We start from the raw sequence: 19,940 nt of genomic DNA on the forward strand, positions 1-19,940 counted from the left end.
CCCGGCCGTCCCCCGGCCGGGCCCGAGGCGTTTCCCGGCCCGAACGGACGGCCGCCGCCCCGTACGCCTCCGGCCCACCCCCTCAGGCCGCGGGCCGGGAGCAGGAACCTGCCCGTCCTCCCCGCGGCCGGCCCGGAACGCGAAACGGCCCGGACGGGTCATCCCGTCCGGGCCGATCATGCACGTACACCCCTAGTGGGTGAGGCTCCGGTCGTCGCCGGAACCGATGGCGGCGTGCTCGCCGTGCTCCTCGTGGTGCCCGTCGTCGAGCGGGATCTTCTCCCCGCCGTACGCCTGGGACATCTTGCCGCGAAGCCTGCCGAGCGGGCCGCGCATGCCCTTGGGCGGGATGCCGGAGGCGTCCTCGTCCACGGGCAGGGCCGGCACCGCCTCCTTGCCCCGCAGGTGGGCCTCGATGTCGTCGGACGGCGGCGTGTGCACCTCGATGAACTCACCGTGCGGCAGCCGCTTGATGACACCCGACTCCACACCGTGCCCGATGACCGCGGCGTCGCTGCGCTGCAGGCCGAGGCACATGCGGTAGGTGATCAGGTAGGCCAGCGCCGGCGCGACGAAGACCAGCACCCGGCCGATGTACGTCGTCCAGTTGAGGCTGACGTGGAAGTTGGCCGAGATCTCGTCGTTGGCGCCGAGCAGCCACAGCACACCGTAGAACGTCATCGCCGAGATGCCGATCGAGGTGCGGTGGGGGTTGTTGCGCGGACGGTCGGCGACGTGGTGCTCGCGGTGGTCGCCGGTCACCCACCGTTCGATGAACGGGTAGAGCGCGAGACCGGTCATGATGATGCCCATCGGCACCAGCGCCGGGATGATCACGCTCAGCGGCAGGGTGCCCGCGTGGGCCGTGCCGAACAGGTTCCACTCCCACGGCGGCATGAGCCGCAGCGAGCCTTCGAGGAAGCCCATGTACCAGTCGGGCTGCGAACCGGCGGACACGTCCGCCGGTGTGTACGGCCCGAACAGCCAGATCGGGTTGATCTGCGCGAACGTCGCCAGGCCCGACACCACGGCGAGCGTGAACAGGAAGTAGGCGCCCGCCTTGGCCATGAAGGCCGGGTAGAACGGCGCGCCCACCACGTTCTTGTTGGTACGCCCCTTGCCCGGCATCTGCGTGTGCTTCTGCACCCACATGAGCACCATGTGAGCCGAGACCAGCGCCAGCAGGATGCCCGGGATGAGCAGGATGTGCAGCGAGTAGAACCGGGATACGACGTCGCCGCCCGGATACTCCCCGCCGAACAGGAAGAACGTGATGTACGTGCCCACCAGCGGCAGCGAGATCGCCACACCCTCGGTGATCCGCAGACCGGCGCCGGAGAGCAGGTCGTCGGGGAGGGAGTAGCCGGTCAGGCCCTCGGCCAGCGCCAGGGTCAGCAGCAGCACGCCGATGATCCAGTTGAGCTCGCGCGGCTTGCGGTAGGCGCCGGTGAAGAACACCCGCAGCATGTGGACCGTCATGCCGGCCACGAAGAGGAGGGCCGCCCAGTGGTGCATCTGCCTCATCAGCAGACCACCCCGGACGTCGAAGCTGATCTCCAGCGACGACGCGTAGGCCTCCGACATCATGACGCCCTTGAGCGGCGCGTACGAGCCGTCATAGGCGACCTCGCCCATGCTCGGCTTGAACCACAGCGTCAGGAACGTACCGGTCAGCAGCAGGATGATGAACGAGTAGAGCGCGATCTCACCCAGCAGGAACGACCAGTGGTCGGGGAAGATCTTGCGCAGGTTGCGCTTGAGGAAGTTGGCCCCGCCCAGACGCTCGTCGAGGAAGTTCGACGGCCCGGCGATGGCCTTCGGTACGGCGTTCATGTCGCTCATGCCTGGCCTCCCTTCTCCCTGGCCTCGGCCTCGGCGTCGCCGCGTTCCCAGTAGCTGGGACCGACGGGTACGTCGAAGTCACCCTTGGCGATCAGATAGCCCTCGCCGTCGACCGTGATGGGCAGCTGGGGCAGCGGCCTGGCGGCCGGACCGAAGATGACCTTCGCGCCGTCGGCCGCGTCGAACGTCGACTGGTGGCACGGGCACAGGATGTGGTGGGTGGTCTGCTCGTAGAGCGCCGCCGGGCAGCCGACGTGCGTGCAGATCTTGGAGTAGGCGACGATGCCGTCGTGCGTCCAGTTCTGCCTGACGCCGCTCTTGAGCTCCTCCGGACGGAACTTGATCAGGATCAGCGTGGCCTTGGCGAGCGCGTTGAGGTCGTGCTGGTAGCCCTCGGGCACCACGGACAGGATGCCGCCGGGCGAGTTGAAGTCGGCCGCGCGGATCGGCTGGCCGGTGCCCTCGACGACCAGGCGCAGCGGCTTGCCCTCCTTGGTCTTCTCACCCCAGACGGTGTGGCGCAGCAGCTTGTTGAACTTCGCCGCGGGCATCTTGGAGTTGTCGAGGTCGCGCAGCAGCACCAGCGGCACCAGGCCGAGCGGCGCGGCGGCCAGCAGCAGCGTGCGGCGCATCAGCTTGCGCTTGACGAACCCGCTCTCGTTGGCGCCCTGCAGGAACGTCTCGGAGACGACCTCGCGGTCGTCCTCGTCCGAGGCCATCGAGTGGCGCTCCTGGACCAGCGCGTACTTCGGCATGATCTGGCGGACCCAGACCACGATGCCGACCGCGAGGCCGAGGACGGCGAGGGTCAGCGTGCCGCCGAGGGCGAGGTTGGAGACGCCCGTCGCCTCCGGGCTGCCCACCTGGAACACCACGTAGGAGATGAGGAAGGCGATCCCGGCCAGGAACGTGATCGCGAAGCAGAGCGCCACGATCTTCTCGGCCTTGCCGGCCTTGGTCTCGTCCTGCAGCGTCACGCCCGGGACGTCGCGGTCCGCGACCTCTTCGGTCTCAGCGGCGCCCAGCATCGACGTGCCGGCCGCGGGAGTGCCGATGACGCGCTTGGGCACGCGTTCGTCCGGCTGCTCGATCTCGTGCTCGTTGTCTGTCATGACTTCTGTCGCTTCTTCGCGGTGATCCAGATGGCGGCGAGGGCGAGCGCGGCGATGCCCGCCACGAACGCTACGAGACCTTCGGTGACCGGGCCGATGCGCCCGAGGCCGAACCCTCCGGGGTCCTTCTGCTCACGGACCTGGGTGATGTACGCGATCATGCTGCGCTTCTCTTCAGGCGTGATCGTCGAATCGTTGAAGACCGGCATCGCCTGCGGGCCGGTGACCATCGCCTCGTAGATCTGCGTCGGCGACGACTCGTTCAGGTTGGGCGCGTACTTGCCCTGCGTCAGGGCACCGCCGGCGCCCGCCCAGTTGTGGCACTGGATGCAGTTGGCCCGGAACAGCTCGCCGCCCTTGCCGGCGTCGCCGAGCTTCGGGTCGACCTGCTCCTTGCCCGGCACCTGCGGGCCGCCACCCAGCGACTGCACGTAGGCGGCGATCTGCCGGGTCGACTCCTCGTTGACCCACGGCGCCGGACGCTTGCGGGGCGCCTGCGGGCCGGGGTTGGCGGCGGGCATGCGGCCGGTGCTCATCTGGAAGTCGACCGCCGCGGCGCCGACGCCGACGAGCGTGGGGGCGGTGTTGGTGCCCTCCGCGTTCATGCCGTGGCAGCTTGAGCAGTGGGCCACGAACAGGCTTTTGCCCTCGGCCACGTCGTCGACCTTGCCTGCCGCCAGCGCCGCGTCCGCAGGCTTGCCCGCCTGGACAAAGGCGGCGTATACCATCCCGACCAGCGCCAACGCCAAAATCAGGACGGCGTATCTCGCGAGGGGATGCCGCCGCCAAGCGGTGATCCTAGTCACAGAGATCCCGTTCCTTAACGAATGATGTAGATGGTCGCGAAAAGACCGATCCAGACGACGTCTACGAAGTGCCAGTAGTAGGACACGACGATCGCGCTGGTGGCCTGCTCATGCGTAAAGCGCTTCGCGGCGTACGTGCGTCCCAGCATGAACAGGAACGCGATCAGGCCACCGGTCACGTGCAGGCCGTGGAAGCCCGTCGTCAGGTAGAACACCGAGGTGTAGGCGTTAGCGGACAGGGTCGCGCCCTCTGACGCCAGCTCGCCGTACTCGTACAGCTGACCGGCGACGAAGACCGCGCCCATCAGGAAGCTGACGAAGTACCAGAAGCGGAGCTTGCCGACCTGCCCCTTCTCCGCGGCCCACACGCCAAGCTGGCACGTCACACTCGACAGGACCAGGATGATCGTGTTGACCGTCGCGAACGGGATGTTCAGGTGAGCGCCTTCTGCCTCAATGCCTGCAGGAAGGAAGGCAGGGCCCCACTCGATGCCCTTCCCCTCGCTCACCGACCGGATGGTGAAGTACATCGCGAACAGCGCCGCGAAGAACATGAGCTCAGAGGACAGCCAGACGATCGTCCCGACACTGACCAGGTTCGGCCGTCGGTACGACTGTGCTGTCGTCGTCGAAGTTATTGCGGATGCTGTCGCCACGGGCAGCATTATTGCGGCTCCGGTGTTCGGTCCGGCCAACGACCCCCCGTTAGGAGGAACAAACCGGCCATCAACCTGGGATAATTGGGACAAAACGCCTGTCAGACCCGGTGGCCTGGGATTGCATCCCGACGCAACGGTACGATCCAGGTGACCATACAGCTTCGAGCGATAGTGAGCGCGAAAGTGACGTCCTCTGGGAGCACCGACGACACGATGAGGGTCCTCGTCTACAGCGACGACGCCACCACCCGGGCCGAGGTCCGCCAGGCGATCGGCCGGCGGCCGGCGGCCGATGTGCCCCTCGTCGAGATCATCGAGTGCGCCACCGAGCCCAAGGTCCACCAGTGGCTCGGCTCCGGCGAGATCGACGTGGCGGTCCTCGACGGCGAGACCCAGCCCGCCGGCGGCATGGGCGTCTCCCGTCAGGCCAAGGACGAGGTCTACGACTGCCCGCCCGTCTGCCTGATCATCGCCAGGCGCGACGACCGCTGGCTGGCCGACTGGTCCAAGGCCGACGCCGTCGTGCCGCAGCCCATCGAGCCCATGGTCCTGGCCGACACCGTGGCCGACCTGATGCGCCGCCGTTCCGCCACCCGACTCAACGCGAAGTAGGTGCTCATGGACTCCCGGACGACCTGGCCCGCCCTGTTCTCCGCGCTCCTTTCCGGCGAGCATCTGACGGCCGACGAAGCGGCCTGGGCGATGCGGGAGATCTTCTCAGGCAATGCCACCTCCGCCCAGATCGCGGGCTTCGCGCTGGCCCTGCGCGCCAAGGGCGAGACGGTGGCCGAGGTGGTGGGTCTGGCCCGGACGATGCTGGAGTTCTCCACCCCGCTGACGGTCGAGGGGCCCGTCCTCGACGTCGTGGGCACGGGCGGCGACCGCGCCCACACCGTCAACGTCTCCACGATGGCCGCCATCGTGGCCGCCGCGGCCGGCGCCCGGGTCGTCAAGCACGGCAACCGGTCGGCGTCCTCCCTGTGCGGCGCCGCCGACGTCCTGGAGCACATGGGCATCAGGCTCGACCTGACGCCGGAGCAGACCGCGCGGGTGGCGCGCGAGGCGGGCATCGCCTTCTGCTTCGCCCCCGTCTACCACCCGGCGCTGCGCTTCGCCGGGCCGGCGCGCAAGGAGATCGGCGTCCCGACGGTCTTCAACTTCCTGGGCCCGCTGACCAACCCGGCCCGGCCCAGCGCCCAGGCCATCGGCGTCTACGACGCCCGGATGCTGCCCGTCATCGCCGGGGTCTTCGCCGAGCGCGGCGTGTCGGCGCTGGTGTTCCGCGGCGACGACGGGCTCGACGAGCTGACCATCACCGGCACCTCCACGGTGTGGGTGGTCCGCGACGGCACGGCCACCGAGGCCAGGTTCGACCCCGCGGTGCTGGGCATCCCCAGGGCCGACGCGGGCGCGCTGCGCGGTGGCGACGTGCAGTTCAACGCCCAGGCCGTGCACGACCTGCTGGGCGGCAAGCAGGGGCCGGTGCGCGACGCCGTCCTGCTCAACGCCGCCGCCGCACTGGTCGCCCACGACGGCGCCGGCGACGACCTCGACTCGGCGATGCTCAAGGGCTACGAGCGCGCCAGGCAGGCCGTCGACTCCGGCCTGGCCTCCGACACGCTGCGCCGCTGGGTCGAGGTCAGCAGCTCCTACCGCCCGTCGTGACCGTGAGCGCGCCCCTGAGGCGCGCTCACGTCTTCTGGCGGTACCGTGGTGCACGAAAGCCCTGGCAGCGCCTTCACGGCCTGCTCAGGGCCGTGCGGCGGTCACCCGGTCAGAAGGTGATGCTCGGGCCGTCCTTGAGCGTGCTCCACTTGAGCCATTCCTTCCAGTTCTCCTGCCAGTGTCCCCACCCGTTGGTGGGCTCCAGCTTCCGCGGCGACCCCGTGATGATGATCGGGTCCCCGATCAGGGTGTTCTTGATGAACCAGGCCGCGTCCTCCGGGCTGACGTTCACGCAGCCGTGGCTGACGTTGGAGTTGCCCTGCGAGCCGACCGACCAGGGCGCGCTGTGCACGTACTCGCCGCTGTTGGAGATGCGCACGGTGTTGTAGACGGTGAGCTGGTAGTAGCCGGACTGGCCCGGGCCGATGCCGGGCGAGGTCATGACGGTCACCGGCTCCCTCGACATCGCCAGGTGCACGCCCGAGGTGGTGTAGTACTTCCACTGGCCGCCCTGTCCGGCGCTCATCGGCATGGTGCGGATGCGCTTGCCGTCGCGACGGACCGTCAGCACGTGCTCGTCGGTGGTGCCCTTGGTGATCTGGGCACGGCCGATCTTGAAGTCGAGGGTGACGTCGCGCTTGCCGTACAGGCCCGGGCCGCCGCGCACCCCGGCCAGCTTCGCCTCCAGGCGGACCTTCGTGTACGCCGGCCAGTAGTCCTCCGGCCGGAAGTCCACGTGGCTGTCGTCGAACCAGTGCCAGGCCCCCTCCACCGGCTTGGAGCTGCGGATGGTGAGGTTGCGCTCGACGGCCACCCGGTCGCTCACGGGCTTGTCGAAGGCGATCATGACGGGCATGCCGATGCCGACCGTCAGCCCGGTGTCGTCCCTGTTGGGGGTGACCGTCTGGATGTCGAACGTCTTGTCGCCCTTGACCGTGGTGAACGTGCTGGAGGTCTCGCTCTGCTTGCCCGAGGCGTCCACGCTGACGACGGTGACCGTGTAGCCGGCGCTGGGCCGGGCGGTGGCCGTGCTGCGCCAGCGGGTGCCATCGCCGCTCAGGACGCCCTTGAGCCGCCCGGCCTTGCCGCCGTCCACCCGGACGCTCTTGATCGTGCCGCCGTGGGCGGAGACCACCACGGCCTGGTCGGTGGCCACGTTCACGGCCTTGTCCTGCGGCGTGATCGCCACCGCCGGCTGCCGCGCGACGGCGGCCAGTTCCTTCGTCTCGTTGGCCTCGCCGCTCAGCGAGCACGCCGTGAGCAGGGCCAAGGCCAACAAGCCTGCCGATCCGTTCGCCAAGCGCCTCACGAGTGCCCCCCTCGCCCAAGATCCAACCTTCTCCTCCCTTATTACCCTGAGTGATCTATTCACGACATCCGCCACCTGGTAAAGAACACGAAAAAGCGGGCGTCCTCCCCTATGGGAGAGACGCCCGCTTCGAGGTGCTAGGGGTTTCTCAGTGCGAGAAGTTGCCCCGGTAGTACTGGAACACGAACCCGATCATGGCCATGATGATCAGGAACACGCCGATCAGGAACATCCAGAACCCGATCACGAACCCGGCGAAGGCGAAGGCCGCCGCCAGGCACAGGAACAGCGGCCACCAGCTGCTCGGGCTGAAGAAGCCGATCTCGCCCGCGCCGTCGCTGATGTCGGCCTGCTTGTCGTCCTCCGGCTGGGCACCGATGCGCCGCGCGGTGAACATCAGGTAGTAGCCCACCATGAAGGCGAAGCCGACCGAGATCGCCATGGCGGTGGTGCCGACGGGCTCACCGTGACCGGTCGCGGCCTTCGTCCAGAACCAGTAGCCGACGTCGACACCGGCGAAGAACAGGCCGCACAGCAGGAACAGCCAACCCTGGACCTTCATCAGGCCTCCACCTCCTGGGCGGACTTGGCGGACATGTGCGGGTAGTGCAGGTCGAACGCCGGGCGCTCGGACCGGATCCGCGGCAGCGAGGTGAAGTTGTGCCGCGGCGGCGGGCAGGAGGTCGCCCATTCGAGCGAGCCGCCGTAGCCCCAGGGGTCGTCGACGGTGACCTTGGGCGCCGAACGCCAGGTCTTCCAGACGTTGTAGAAGAACGGCAGCGTCGAGGCGCCCAGGATGAACGCGCCGACCGACGAGATCATGTTCAGGTCGGTGAAGCCGTCGGCCGCGCTGTAGTCGGCGTAACGCCGCGGGAAGCCGATCATGCCCAGCCAGTGCTGGACGAGGAAGGTGGTGTGGAAGCCGATGAACAGCAACCAGAAGTGCACCTTGCCCAGCTTGTCGTCGAGCATCTTGCCGGTGAACTTGGGCCACCAGAAGTAGAAGCCGGCGAACATGGCGAACACGACCGTGCCGAAGACCACGTAGTGGAAGTGGGCGACGACGAAGTAGGTGTCGCTGATCTGGAAGTCGAGCGGCGGCGAGGCCAGGATGACGCCGGTCAGGCCGCCGAGCAGGAACGTGATCAGGAAGCCGACCGAGAACAACATCGGCGACTCGAACGACAGGTGACCCCGCCACATCGTGCCGATCCAGTTGAAGAACTTCACGCCCGTCGGCACCGCGATGAGGAACGTCATGAACGAGAAGAACGGCAGCAGGACCTGCCCGGTCGGGAACATGTGGTGCGCCCAGACCGTGATGGACAGACCGGCGATCGCGATGGTGGCGCCGACCAGGCCGATGTAGCCGAAGATCGGCTTACGGCTGAAGACCGGCAGGACCTCGGTCACGATGCCGAAGAAGGGCAGCGCGATGATGTAGACCTCGGGATGGCCGAAGAACCAGAACAGGTGCTGCCACAGGATAGGCCCGCCGTTGGCCGGGTCGAAGATGTGCGTGCCCAGCTTCCGGTCGGCCTCCAGGGCCAGCAGCGCGGCGGCCAGCACGGGGAAGGCCATCAGCACGAGCATGCTGGTCAGCAGGACGTTCCAGGTGAAGATCGGCATGCGGAACATGGTCATGCCGGGGGCGCGCATGCAGATGATCGTGGTGATGAAGTTCACCGAGCCGAGGATCGTGCCGAGGCCCGACAGGGCCAGGCCCATGATCCACAGGTCGCCGCCGATGCCGGGCGAGTGGATCGCGTTCGACAGCGGCGTGTAGGCGAACCAGCCGAAGGAGGCCGCGCCGCCCGGCGTGAGGAAGCCGGACACGGCGATGATGCTGCCGAACAGGTAGAGCCAGTAGCTGACCATGTTCAGACGCGGGAAGGCCACGTCGGGGGCGCCGATCTGGAGCGGCATCAGCTCGTTGGCGAAGCCGGCGAACAGCGGCGTCGCGAACATCAGCAGCATGATCGTGCCGTGCATGGTGAACAGCTGGTTGAACTGCTCGTTGCTGGTGATCTGCAGCCCGGGCTGCGCCAGCTCGGCCCTCATGATCAGCGCCATGACGCCGCCGATCAGGAAGAAGGCGAACGACGTGATCAGGTACAGGTGTCCGATGATCTTGTGATCAGTCGAGGACAGCCACTTGGCGATGATCTGGCCCTTGGTGACGGGCCGGACCGGTGCGCGAAGCGGTTCTTGGATGGCGGTCACTGGGCACTTCCAGCCTGGGTCGCGATGTACTTGTCGAACTCAGCCTGCTTGACGAGCTTCACCTTGAACAACATCCGGCTGTGGTCGACACCGCACAGCTCGGCGCACCGGCCGGCGTAGATGCCCGCGCGGTCGTCGCCGAGGGTCTTGATCTCGAACTTGCGCCCGGGGTTGCCCTCCGGGATGCCGGGGATGATGTCCCGCTTGAACAGGAACTCGGGCACCCAGAACGAGTGGATCACGTCATCGGTCGACAGGTCGAACTCGACCTTGGTGTTGGTCGGCAGGATCAGCTCGGGGCCGTTGCGGTAGTCGCTCACCGGCATGCCGGGCACGGGCTGCAACGTCTTGCCGTTGTAGGTCGTGGTGAAGCGCCAGCTCCACTGGTACGCCTCGACCTTGACCTTGACGGGCGCGTCGCCTGCGACGTCCGTGAGGACCTTGCTGTCGCGGGCGGTGAAGAAGAAGAACACCGACACCATGACGAGCGGGACCACCGTGTAGAGGATCTCGATCGGCAGGTTGTAGCGCACCTGGGGCGGCAGCTCGGCCTTCCCCTTGCGCTTGCGGTGGAAGATCGCGGCCCAGACGATCAGGACGATGACGACGACGCCCGTGGCGAGTGCGGCGATCCAGGCCCCGTTCCACAGATGCTGAACGACCTTGGCCTGCTCGGTCACGCCCTCGGGCAGCAGGCCGTTGGACCAGTCGAACTTGGGAACGTCATTAGCACACGCCGTAGCAGTGGCCAGCAGCAACGCCAAAGCGGCGGCGCGCGGCACCCTGCGCCGGGCCAACGAACGCCGCGTCGTACGGCGAGTCGGACTCACGGATCGCCTACCCCACAGATGAAGCCCAAGAGTCTTTCCCTTGGGTGCTCGTATTCCAAATGCACAGCTGATTGCAGACACATTAGCGTGCAGGTGTCCCGCCCTACCGCGCGACCCCTCGATGGCGCCGCAAGTGGGACGATGTGTCTCGTGGCGTATTTCGACGCGGCCTCGAGCGAGCCGCTGCACCCTCAGGCACGCGAGGCGCTGCTGGCGGCGATCGACGTCGGCTGGGCCGACCCCGCGAGACTGTACACCCAGGCCCGCCGCGCTCACCTGCTGCTGGAGCAGGCCCGCACGGAGGTGGCCGAGGCGCTCGGCGCGCGCCCCGACGAGGTGTCGTTCACCTCGTCCGGCACGCAGGCCGCGCATCTCGGCGTGCTCGGCACCCTACACGGCAGGCGCAGGGTCGGGCGTCATCTGGTCACGGGTGCGGTCGAGCACTCCAGCGTGCTGCACGCGGCCGGCGTGCACGAACGCGACGGCGGCACGGTCGAGACCGTGGGCGTGAATCTCGAGGGCCGGGTCGACCTCGACGCGTTCGCGCGGGCGGTCGCGGCTCCCGGCACCGCGCTGGCCTGCCTGCAGACGGCCAACCACGAGGTCGGCACGGTGCAGCCGGTCGCCGAGGCCGCCGCCGCGTGCCGGGCCCACGGGGTGCCGCTGCTGGTCGACGCGGCCCAGACCGCGGGCCGCATGCCGATCCCGCCCGGCTGGTCGGTGCTGACCGCGAGCGCCCACAAGTGGGGCGGTCCGGCCGGGGTGGGCGTGCTGGCGGTGCGCAAGGGCACCCGTTTCCGCTCGTTCCTGCCCGAGGACGAGCGGGAGCGGCGGCGGGTGCCGGGGTTCGAGAACGTGCCGGGCATCGTGGCCGCGGCGGCGGCGCTGCGGGCGATGAGCGCCGAGGCGGCCCAGGAGCAGGCGCGGCTGTCCACGCTCGTCGCCAGGATCAGGGAGACCGTCCCGAAGATCGTGCCGGACGTCGAGGTGATCGGCGACCCGGTCGGCCGGGCGCCCCACATCGTGACCTTCTCCTGCCTCTATGTCGACGGCGAGGCGCTGCTCACCGAGCTGGACAAGGCCGGATTCGCCGTATCGTCCGGAAGCTCGTGCACCGCTAGTACGCTTCGTCCATCGCACGTCCTCGAAGCGATGGGCGTGCTGACGCACGGGAACGTCCGGGTGTCGCTGCCCAGGGGCACGTCCGCCGCCGAGGTCGACCGGTTCCTGGCCGTGCTGCCCGAGCTGGTACGCCGCATCCGGCACGACGCAGGAGTCGCATGACCGAGGTAACTCAGCCGTCATTGACGATCGACGCGCTCGGGAAGAAGTGCCCGATCCCGATCATCATGCTCGCCGAGCAGATCAACCACGTGCCGCTCAACGCCGTGGTGGCGGTGCTGGCCGACGATCCGGCGGCCTACACCGACGTGCCGGCGTGGTGCCGGCTGAAGTCCCACCGCCATGTGGCCTCGTACGAGCTGCCCGAGGGCGGCTGGGCCATCCACGTGATGCGCAACTACTGATGGTTTGTGGGTAGGGCCCTCCCCTGAGGGCACTTCGACCATTCGGGGGAGACATGGCCAAGGCGAACGAGACCGCCCGCGACGTGATGAGCACGGGCGCGGAGTGCATCGCCGCGCACGAGACGCTCGACCGGGCGGCGCAGATGATGCGCCACAGCAACGTGGGCGCGCTGCCCGTGTGCGGACCCGACGACCGGGTGACGGGCATCATCACCGACCGCGACATCGTGATCAAGTGCGTCGCGGCCGGTCACGACCCGGCGCAGGTGACGGCGGGCGAGCTGGCGACCGGCCTGGTCTGGGTCCCGGCGGACGCCACCGTGCAGGAGGCGCTGACGCGCATGGAGGAGAACCAGATCAAACGGCTGCCCGTGCTGGAGGGCGACCGCATCGTCGGCATGATCAGCGAGGCCGACCTCGCCCGCTGCCTGCCCGACGACCAGCTCGCCGAGTTCGTGCACCGGGTGTACGCCAGCCGCTGACGCCGGCGCGGGATCGCCCCGCCACGCCGTACGGCGGGCGGGGCGTACGGCTGTCAGGGGTGGTAGCAGCGCACGTGGTCGGCGATCTCGGCCGCGGCCTCGGCGCCGTAGGCGGCCGAGAAGCGCTCCAGGAAGACCTTCTGCCCCAGCTCGTACTCCTGGCCGCCGACGCGCTCCAGCACGTGCGTGGCCGTGAGGTTGCCGATCTGGCCGCAGCGCTCCAGCGGCAGGCCCCAGGCCAGGCCGGACAGGAAGCCGGCGCGGAAGGCGTCGCCGACGCCCGTGGGGTCGGCCTTGCCCCGCTCGGGGGCCGGGGCGACCTGGATGGAGGGCTCGCCCTTGCGGTCGATGACCGCGCCCTTGGGGCCGAGCGTGGTGATCCGGACGCCGACCCGGTCGAGGATCTCCTCGTCGGACCAGCCGGTCTTCTGCTCGATGAGCCCCTTCTCGTAGTCGTTGGAGAACAGGTAGGCGGCGCCGTCGACGAGCTGCCTGATCTGCTCGTCCGCCATGCGGGCGAGCTGCTGGGAGATGTCGGCGGCGAAGGGGATGCCGCGCTGGCGGCACTCGTCGGTGTGCCGCAGCATCGCGTCGGGGTCGTTGGGGCTGATCAGCACCAGGTCGAGCCCGCCGAGCCGGGTGGCGACCGGCTGCAGCTCGATCAGCCGCGCCTCGGCCATCGCCCCGGTGTAGAAGGAGGCGATCTGGTTGTGGTGCTCGTCGGTGGTGCACAGGAAACGCGCGGTGTGCTGCGTCTCGGAGATGTGCACGGACTCGCAGTCGACGCCGTGGCGCTCCAGCCAGGAGCGGTAGTCGGCGAAGTCGTTGCCGACGGCGCCCACCAGGATCGGCTTGAGGCCGAGGCAGCCCATGCCGAAGGCGATGTTGGCCGCGCAACCGCCACGACGGATCTGAAGGTCGTCGACCAGGAACGAGAGCGACACCCGGTCGAGTTGCTCGGCGATGAGCTGGTCGCCGAAGCTTCCTGGGAACGTCATCAGGTGGTCAGTCGCGATGGAGCCGGTTACGGCGATGCGCACGGGATTCTTCTTCCTCGTTGTCAGCAGGCCAATGAGCCCCCCGAGAATACGCGAAGGTCCCGCTCGCACAAAGGCGGGCGGGACCCCACGGACCGAAGCCGTGACCCCTTAGTTGAACGAGTCGCCACAGGCACAGGAGCCGGTGGCGTTGGGGTTGTCGATGGTGAAGCCCTGCTTCTCGATCGTGTCGACGAAGTCGATGCTGGCGCCCAGCAGGTACGGGGCGCTCATGCGGTCGGTGACCACACTGACGCCGCCGAAGTCCGTCACCACGTCACCGTCCATGGAACGGTCGTCGAAGAAGAGCTGGTAGCGCAGGCCGGAGCAACCACCCGGCTGCACGGCGACCCTCAGCTGCAGACCCTCCTCGCCCTGCTGCTCCAGCAGGCTCTTGACCTTCGCGGCGGCCGCGTCAGTCAGGATCAGGCCCTGCGTCGTGGTCTCGCTGCTCTCAACCGTCATCTGCTGACTCCCTAACCCGGCTGTCTGATTCCGACGTCCTACTGATGACGCTACCAACACCTCGCCCATGCCACACATTCCCGGGTCCCCTACCCCCGGAATAACCACATTCGTCCGTGTGTCATAGTGAGTATCGTCAAAACGACGATAAGGGGGTATGGCGATGGCCACCCAGACCGGTCTGCCGCTCTTCGTCCTCGGGCAGGGCGCCGATCCGCACAGCGAGAAGGGCGTCGAGTGTCCCGGCGAGCTGCCGCCCGCGTCCGACCCTGACCTGGTCGAGCGCGCCCGCAAGGCCAAGGAGGCGCTGGGCGACCGCCTGTTCGTGCTGGGCCACCACTACCAGCGCGACGAGGTCATCCAGTTCGCCGACGTGACGGGCGACTCCTTCAAGCTCGCCCAGCAGGCCGCCGCGCGGCCCGAGGCGGAGTTCATCGTCTTCTGCGGCGTGCACTTCATGGCCGAGTCCGCCGACATCCTGACCGGCGACGCCCAGAAGGTGGTGCTGCCCGACCTCGCCGCCGGGTGCTCCATGGCCGACATGGCCACGTTCGACCAGGTGGAGGAGTGCTGGGAGGCGCTTGAGGACGCCGGTCTGGCCGGCGAGGTGGTCCCCGTCACGTACATGAACTCCAGCGCCGACATCAAGGCGTTCTGCGGGCGCAACGGCGGCGTGGTGTGCACCTCCTCCAACGCCAAGAGGGCCCTCGACTGGGCGTTCGAGCAGGGCCGCAAGGTGCTGTTCCTGCCCGACCAGCACCTCGGGCGCAACACGGCGGTCCTGGAGATGGGCATGTCGCTGGAGGACTGCGTGGTCTGGAACCCCCACCGCCCCGGCGGCGGGCTGACCCGCGAGCAGCTCGACCGGGCGCGGATGATCCTGTGGAAGGGCCACTGCTCGGTGCACGGCCGCTTCACGGCCGAGTCCGTCGACGACGTGCGCGCGCGCATCCCCGGCGTGAACGTGCTCGTCCACCCCGAGTGCCGGCACGAGGTGGTGCTCAAGGCCGACCACGTGGGCTCGACCGAGCACATCATCAAGACCCTCCAGGCCGCTCCCGCCGGTTCGAGCTGGGCCATCGGCACCGAGCTGAACCTGGTCAAGCGGCTGGCCACCATGTTCCCCGACAAGAACGTCTCGTTCCTGGACCGCACGGTCTGCTACTGCTCCACCATGAACCGGATCGACCTGCCGCACCTGGTGTGGGCCCTGGAGTCGCTCGTCCTGGGCGACGTCGTCAACCGGATCACGGTGGACGAGGACACCGCCCACTGGGCCAGGGTCGCCCTGGACCGCATGCTGGCCCTCCCGTAACGCCCTCCCCTTGCGGGGAGGGACCCGGCCCGTGGCGAGGAGCGCCCGCCCTCGCCGCGGGCCGGCGTGCTCATGCCGCCGTCAGGCGAAGTCGTAGCCGACGCGGACGTTCACCGTCAGGGTCTGGCGGCCCGGGCTGACCGAGGAGCCGGCGTCGGCCGCCGCGGCCATCGCGAACAGCGGCTGGGGGCCGCCTCCCCGGACCTCCTCGGAGATCGACACGACCGGCCCGAGCGGGCGTCCGGCCAGCTCGGCGTACTGGGCGGCCTTGGCCGCGGCGTCCCTGAAGGCGCCGGTCCTGGCCTCGCCGAGGACGGCCGCCGGGTCGGACAGCTCGAAGGTCACGCCGTTGAGCCGGGCCTCCTCGCCCACGCCGGCGACCGTGTCGATGACGGCGTCGGCCCGCGACAGGTCCCTGACGACCACCTCGACGCCCTGGGCCGCCCGGTAGGCGGAGACCTTCGGGTAGACCTCGTACTCGGGGCCGAGTGAGAGCTCGACCGTGCGCACGTCGTGGGCCGCGATCCCGGCCCCGGCCAGCGCGTCGGCCAGCCGGGCCGCGGCGGCCCTGACCGCTGTGAACGCCTCGGACGCCGACGACCTGCGCACCTCGACGCCCGCCAGCAACCGCAGGACGTCGGGCGCGGCCTGCACGCTGCCCTCACCGACGACGGAGATGTCCACGCCTGCCCCCCTCGACTGGGTTCGCCTCGATCCTACGGGCGTGTCCTGCCCCCGCCTACGGCCGTGTCACACGGCGTCCACGATCGACCCTGGATCGTCCAGCTCGATCCGGCGCCCCGAGCCGGGCAGCAGGACGAGCTTGGCGTCGAGGTAGCCCGCCAGGCGCTCCTGGCGGGCGTCCCGGGCGCCGGCGCCGAGTACGGTGACCGGGATGTCGGGAAAAGGGTGACCGGCCCTGATGCTGCGGAGGTCGGCGGCCATGTCGCGGCGGGCCAGCCACTCCCCCGCCACCGCCGCGGGCACCTTGCCCATGCGGTACACGCCGAACGGGTCGCCCGTGCCCGTGACCAGGCGGTGCGCCGGCGGTCCGGCCAGCCGGGCCAGCACGTTCGCGCCCCACGTGCCGCCCAGCGCGGGCAGCCACGCGCCCAGGACGGCGGCGAGCGCGAGCGGCCGGCGTCCGGGCGGCGGGCTCGGGTCCACCAGGACGAGCTTGGCCACGCACAACGGGTGCAGCCGGGCGAAGGCCTCGGCGTGCCAGCAGGACAGGCCGTGCGCCACCAGGGTGACCTGGGACGGGTGCGAGGGGGCCAGCGCGGCCAGCCGGGCCACCTCGGCGTACAGGGTGGGCCGGTCGGTCGCCGGCGGGCTGAGCCCGAGCCCCGGCCGGTCGAAGCGCACGACCCGGTGGCAGGCGGCCAGCCCGGCGGCCACGGCGTCCCAGTGGAACCAGGCGCCGCCGAGGCCCGCCGTGATGAGCACGCCGGGGCCCGCGCCCTGGTCGACGACGTGCGGGGGGCCGCAGTGGGCCTCCTCGCCGTCGTGGACGAGCAGCCTGAGCGCCACGTACACCACCCAGACGGCGATCATCGTGAGCTGGATCCGGTGCGCGACGCCGGCGAGCCGCCCGGCGGCCAGGGCCACCAGCATGAGCCCGGTGGCCCCCGCGCTCAGGCCGGTGAACAGCCACGACACCCATGAGCGCCAGCGCGCCGACAGCAGCGCCATGGCGGTCAGCACGGCCGTCATGGCCAGCGCGCCGGCCACCATGTGGAGCCGGTGGGCGATCCCGTCGCCGACGCAGGTGGGGTCGCTGAGCACGGCGCAGTCGAGCGGGATCAGGCCGGAGACGACCGTCAGCAGCCCGAACGCGGCCAGCGCGAGCCAGCCCGCCCACTCGCGCGCCACCCTCGGCAGCGTCGCCACGGCCGCCAGGCAGGCCAGCCCGGACAGCACGTCGCTGACCCGGAACAGGCGCGTCCAGGGCTGGTCGCGGGCGGCCAGCTCGCTGACGTAACCGTCGGTCCTGTCCACGGCGGGCGTGGTGAACTGGCCGGTGATCCACGCGCTGTACAGCACGGCCGCCACGATGAGCGCCGATGCCGCGGCGATGAACAACCTTCGCTCCACGTGATGATTACATCACCAGCCGTGGTCAAAGGCCCGGAGCACCCCATACCGGGAACCATCGGCTGAGGTCGGCCTCCAGTGGCAGCTCGCCCTCCAGAGCCCCTCGGACCTGCAGTTCGAGGGCGTTGTCACGCCTGTTCCCGGGCAGCGGCGCGAACGGGTAGAACGTGCCGCGCTTGTACAGGTACACAACCGCCAGCCGCTTCCCGCCGGGATCGGCGAACGACACCAGCGAGCACAGCAACGAGGGCCCGAACCCGGCCGACTCCAGCGAGGAGTTGACCGCGTGCAGCTCGGTGACCAGGTCGCCGACGGCGTCCGGCGTGCGGCGGACCAGCAGCCAGGTGTAGCCGTAGCCGTCGTCGGACTCCTCGACGCGCCCGCCGAGCAGCGCCTTGACGTCGCTCTCCAGCGTGGCGAACGCGCCGCCCTCCGCGGCCCTGAACGACACCGAGCCGAGACCGGTGGGGACGAGACCGGTCGCGGCCTGGAGCGTCACGGCCGCGGACGGCAGCGCGAACAGCGCGTCGAGGTTGGGCTTGACCGGCTTGGACCGGCCCAGCAGCGAGTCGAGCCAGCCCATGCGGCCTCAGCCCCTTCCGAGCTGCTTGGAGATGGACGCGAGGAGTTCCAGCCGGCGTTCCAGCGGCGGGTGCGTCGAGAACAGGTTCGCCAGCGTCTCCCCCCTGGCCAGAGCCGGGGCGAAGTAGAAGGCGTTGAACGGCGCCGCCTCGCGCAGGTCGGTCGTCGGGATGCGCGCCATGTCGCCGGTGACCTTGGTCAACGCGCTGGCCAGGGCCGATGGACGCTGCGTGAGCAGGGCTCCGGCCCGGTCGGCGGCCAGCTCGCGATAGCGCGACAGGGCTCTGGTGAGCAGGAAGCTGACGGCGTACACGACGATCGAGACGAGCATGATGATCAGCCCGACCGGTATGCCGCCCTGGCCGTTGTCCCGCCGCCCGCCGAAGCCGGCGTACAGGGCGAACCTCGTCATGAGGCCCGCGACGATGCCCAGGAACGAGGCGATCGTCATGACGGCGACGTCGCGGTGGGCGACGTGCGACAGCTCGTGGGCCAGGACGCCTTCGAGCTCCTGCGGCTCCAGGCGGCGCAGGATGCCCGTCGTCACGCAGACGACGGCCCGCTTCTGGTTGCGGCCGGTGGCGAAGGCGTTGGGGACGTCGGAGTCGGCGATCGCCACCCGTGGCTTGGGCATGTCGGCCAGCGCGCACAGCCGGTCGATCAGGCCGTGGAGCTCGGGGGCCTCCTGTGGGGAGACCTCCCGTCCGTGCATCGCGAACAGGGCGATGCGGTCGGACAGGAAGTACTGCACCAGCAGCAGCCCCCCGGCGAGCACCAGCACGGTCAGGGCGCGCACGCCGAGGGCGATCAGCACCCCGACGAACACCACGTACAGCAGCCCCAGCAGGAACATCGTCACGACCATGCGGCGGGTCAGGCCGCTGTCGGACGCGAACCGCGTGCCCACGGGGATCAGCCCGGAATGAGGCCTTGGTCGCCCAGCATCTCCCGGACCTCCTCGATCGAGGCGTCCGCGGGGGGAAGGATCAGCTCTGACGGCTCAAGGCTGTCGTCGGGAAGCGCCTTGCCCACATGGCGCACCTTGTCGAGCAACGCGTGCAGCTTGACGCGGAAGGCCTTCTCGTCACCGGTCTCGATGGCGGCCTCAAGCTCGCTGTCGAGCTCGTTGAGCACCGTGATGTCGTCCGGCGAGATCTCGACCTGGCCCTCGCCCATGATTCTGACGATCATGCGTTCTCCCCGGGCTGACGCAGCTGCTGGGTGTGACCCTGCTGCGGCTGGGCCTGCTGCTGGGGCTGCCCCTGCTCGATGGCGCTCTTGGGCGCCGGGCCCTGGCCCAGCTCGGACTTCATCCGGGCCAGCTCCAGCTCGACGTCCATGCCGCCGCCCATGCGGTCGAGCTCGGCCTGGATGTCGTCGCCGCGGGTGCCGCTGAAGTCGTCGAGCGCGCCGCTGGCCAGCAGCTCGTCGATCGCGCCCGCGCGGGCCTGCATCTGCGCCGTCTTGTCCTCGGCGCGCTGGATCGCCAGGCCGACGTCGCCCATCTCCTCCGAGATGCCGGAGAACGCCTCGTTGATGCGCGTCTGGGCCTCGGCGGCGGTGTAGGTCGCCTTGATCGTCTCCTTCTTCGTGCGGAAGGAGTCGACCTTGGCCTGCAGCCGCTGGGAAGCCGTGGTCAGCTTCTCCTCCTCGGCCTGCAGGTTGTCGTGCTGGACCTTGAGGTCGGCCATCTGCCCCTGCAGATTGGACCGCCGCTGCAGGGCCTCACGCGCGAGGTCCTCGCGCCCGACGGACAGCGCCTTGCGGCCCTGGTCCTCGTAGCGCCTGGCCTGGGCCTCCAGGCCGTTGATCTGCAGTTCTACCCGCTTGCGCGAGGTGGCCACGTCGGCCACCCCTCGACGCACCTTCTGCAGCAACTCGAGCTGCCGCTGATAGGAGTAGTCAAGCGTCTCGCGCGGATCCTCCATCTTGTCCAGGGCCTTGTTGGCCTTGGACTTGAAGATCATCGAAAGTCTCTTCATCACGCTCATGC

Annotated in this window: 22 protein-coding genes; 6 read left to right on the forward strand and 16 right to left on the reverse strand. The window is 69.4% G+C overall.

Going from position 1 to position 19,940, the window contains the following annotated elements; genetic code table 11:
• Positions 1-192: 192 nt before the first annotated feature.
• The 4 genes from AB0J97_RS21855 to AB0J97_RS21870 are packed head-to-tail and all read right to left on the reverse strand — an operon-like array spanning position 193 to position 4,425.
• Positions 193-1,842 carry a ubiquinol-cytochrome c reductase cytochrome b subunit gene (locus AB0J97_RS21855; RefSeq protein ID WP_364091376.1) on the reverse strand — a complete coding sequence of 550 codons (1,650 nt, stop codon included), beginning with the start codon at positions 1,840-1,842 and terminating at the stop codon, positions 193-195.
• Positions 1,839-2,954: a Rieske 2Fe-2S domain-containing protein gene (locus AB0J97_RS21860; RefSeq protein ID WP_364091378.1), complete on the reverse strand. Its 1,116-nt coding sequence runs from the start codon at positions 2,952-2,954 to the stop codon at positions 1,839-1,841. The genes AB0J97_RS21855 and AB0J97_RS21860 overlap by 4 nt, the downstream gene beginning before the upstream one ends.
• Positions 2,951-3,760: a c-type cytochrome gene (locus AB0J97_RS21865; protein ID WP_357700645.1), complete on the reverse strand. Its 810-nt coding sequence runs from the start codon at positions 3,758-3,760 to the stop codon at positions 2,951-2,953. The genes AB0J97_RS21860 and AB0J97_RS21865 overlap by 4 nt, the downstream gene beginning before the upstream one ends.
• Positions 3,761-3,774: 14 nt before the next feature.
• Positions 3,775-4,425 (reverse strand): heme-copper oxidase subunit III, encoded by a 651-nt coding sequence (locus AB0J97_RS21870; RefSeq protein WP_357700646.1) that lies wholly within the window; start codon positions 4,423-4,425, stop codon positions 3,775-3,777.
• Between the two features lie 207 nt (positions 4,426-4,632).
• Here AB0J97_RS21870 and AB0J97_RS21875 point away from each other — a divergent pair, with 207 nt between their 5' ends.
• Both AB0J97_RS21875 and trpD read left to right on the forward strand, forming a co-directional pair.
• Positions 4,633-5,031: a hypothetical protein gene (locus tag AB0J97_RS21875; protein WP_364091499.1), complete on the forward strand. Its 399-nt coding sequence runs from the start codon at positions 4,633-4,635 to the stop codon at positions 5,029-5,031.
• A gap of 6 nt (positions 5,032-5,037) precedes the next feature.
• Complete coding sequence (trpD, locus tag AB0J97_RS21880; protein WP_357700648.1) at positions 5,038-6,084, forward strand: anthranilate phosphoribosyltransferase; 1,047 nt, start codon at positions 5,038-5,040, stop codon at positions 6,082-6,084.
• Positions 6,085-6,193: 109 nt separating this feature from the next.
• Here trpD and AB0J97_RS21885 read toward each other — a convergent pair whose 3' ends face one another.
• From AB0J97_RS21885 to AB0J97_RS21900, 4 genes are all read right to left on the reverse strand, one after another.
• On the reverse strand, positions 6,194-7,363 hold the full coding sequence (locus tag AB0J97_RS21885) for an Ig-like domain-containing protein (protein WP_357700651.1): 1,170 nt from the start codon (positions 7,361-7,363) through the stop codon (positions 6,194-6,196).
• Positions 7,364-7,541: 178 nt separating this feature from the next.
• Entirely contained in the window at positions 7,542-7,955 is a 414-nt protein-coding gene (locus tag AB0J97_RS21890) for a cytochrome c oxidase subunit 4 (protein ID WP_352353336.1), read from the reverse strand.
• Positions 7,955-9,616 (reverse strand): cytochrome c oxidase subunit I, encoded by a 1,662-nt coding sequence (gene ctaD, locus AB0J97_RS21895; RefSeq protein WP_364091382.1) that lies wholly within the window; start codon positions 9,614-9,616, stop codon positions 7,955-7,957. Before ctaD ends, AB0J97_RS21890 begins: the two co-directional genes overlap by 1 nt.
• The gene (locus AB0J97_RS21900) at positions 9,613-10,446 is read right to left on the reverse strand and encodes a cytochrome c oxidase subunit II (RefSeq protein ID WP_364091384.1); all 834 of its coding nucleotides are present in this window, start codon (positions 10,444-10,446) and stop codon (positions 9,613-9,615) included. Before AB0J97_RS21900 ends, ctaD begins: the two co-directional genes overlap by 4 nt.
• 141 nt (positions 10,447-10,587) lie before the next feature.
• Between AB0J97_RS21900 and AB0J97_RS21905 the strand changes: the two genes are divergently transcribed.
• From AB0J97_RS21905 to AB0J97_RS21915, 3 genes are read left to right on the forward strand one after another with little or no spacing between them, the layout of a single operon-like run.
• Positions 10,588-11,730: an aminotransferase class V-fold PLP-dependent enzyme gene (locus AB0J97_RS21905; protein ID WP_364091386.1), complete on the forward strand. Its 1,143-nt coding sequence runs from the start codon at positions 10,588-10,590 to the stop codon at positions 11,728-11,730.
• Positions 11,727-11,972, forward strand: a complete 246-nt coding sequence (locus AB0J97_RS21910; protein WP_352353344.1) for a sulfurtransferase TusA family protein — start codon at positions 11,727-11,729, stop codon at positions 11,970-11,972. The genes AB0J97_RS21905 and AB0J97_RS21910 overlap by 4 nt, the downstream gene beginning before the upstream one ends.
• A 53-nt stretch (positions 11,973-12,025) precedes the next feature.
• Positions 12,026-12,454, forward strand: a complete 429-nt coding sequence (locus AB0J97_RS21915) for a CBS domain-containing protein (RefSeq protein ID WP_364091388.1) — start codon at positions 12,026-12,028, stop codon at positions 12,452-12,454.
• Between the two features lie 53 nt (positions 12,455-12,507).
• Here AB0J97_RS21915 and AB0J97_RS21920 read toward each other — a convergent pair whose 3' ends face one another.
• On the reverse strand, positions 12,508-13,494 hold the full coding sequence (locus tag AB0J97_RS21920; protein WP_357700662.1) for a carbohydrate kinase family protein: 987 nt from the start codon (positions 13,492-13,494) through the stop codon (positions 12,508-12,510).
• Between the two features lie 108 nt (positions 13,495-13,602).
• Entirely contained in the window at positions 13,603-13,956 is a 354-nt protein-coding gene (erpA, locus tag AB0J97_RS21925) for an iron-sulfur cluster insertion protein ErpA (RefSeq protein WP_125630793.1), read from the reverse strand.
• Positions 13,957-14,113: 157 nt separating this feature from the next.
• Here erpA and nadA point away from each other — a divergent pair, with 157 nt between their 5' ends.
• The gene (nadA, locus tag AB0J97_RS21930; RefSeq protein ID WP_364091391.1) at positions 14,114-15,271 is read left to right on the forward strand and encodes a quinolinate synthase NadA; all 1,158 of its coding nucleotides are present in this window, start codon (positions 14,114-14,116) and stop codon (positions 15,269-15,271) included.
• An 81-nt stretch (positions 15,272-15,352) separates the two neighbouring features.
• Here the strand turns inward: nadA and AB0J97_RS21935 are convergent, their stop codons facing one another.
• The 6 genes from AB0J97_RS21935 to AB0J97_RS21960 form a co-directional block, all read right to left on the reverse strand.
• Positions 15,353-15,955 carry an SIMPL domain-containing protein gene (locus AB0J97_RS21935; protein ID WP_364091393.1) on the reverse strand — a complete coding sequence of 201 codons (603 nt, stop codon included), beginning with the start codon at positions 15,953-15,955 and terminating at the stop codon, positions 15,353-15,355.
• Positions 15,956-16,021: 66 nt separating this feature from the next.
• On the reverse strand, positions 16,022-17,365 hold the full coding sequence (locus AB0J97_RS21940) for an alpha/beta fold hydrolase (RefSeq protein ID WP_357700668.1): 1,344 nt from the start codon (positions 17,363-17,365) through the stop codon (positions 16,022-16,024).
• A 25-nt stretch (positions 17,366-17,390) separates the two neighbouring features.
• Positions 17,391-17,948: a hypothetical protein gene (locus AB0J97_RS21945; protein WP_357700670.1), complete on the reverse strand. Its 558-nt coding sequence runs from the start codon at positions 17,946-17,948 to the stop codon at positions 17,391-17,393.
• A 6-nt stretch (positions 17,949-17,954) separates the two neighbouring features.
• The gene (gene htpX, locus AB0J97_RS21950; RefSeq protein ID WP_357700672.1) at positions 17,955-18,854 is read right to left on the reverse strand and encodes a zinc metalloprotease HtpX; all 900 of its coding nucleotides are present in this window, start codon (positions 18,852-18,854) and stop codon (positions 17,955-17,957) included.
• A 5-nt stretch (positions 18,855-18,859) separates the two neighbouring features.
• Positions 18,860-19,138, reverse strand: a complete 279-nt coding sequence (locus tag AB0J97_RS21955) for a hypothetical protein (protein WP_357700674.1) — start codon at positions 19,136-19,138, stop codon at positions 18,860-18,862.
• Positions 19,135-19,938 (reverse strand): PspA/IM30 family protein, encoded by an 804-nt coding sequence (locus AB0J97_RS21960; protein WP_357700676.1) that lies wholly within the window; start codon positions 19,936-19,938, stop codon positions 19,135-19,137. The genes AB0J97_RS21955 and AB0J97_RS21960 overlap by 4 nt, the downstream gene beginning before the upstream one ends.
• Positions 19,939-19,940: the final 2 nt, after the last annotated feature.

It is taken from the genome of Nonomuraea sp. NPDC049607 (assembly GCF_040675375.1).
Lineage (GTDB): Bacteria > Actinomycetota > Actinomycetes > Streptosporangiales > Streptosporangiaceae > Nonomuraea.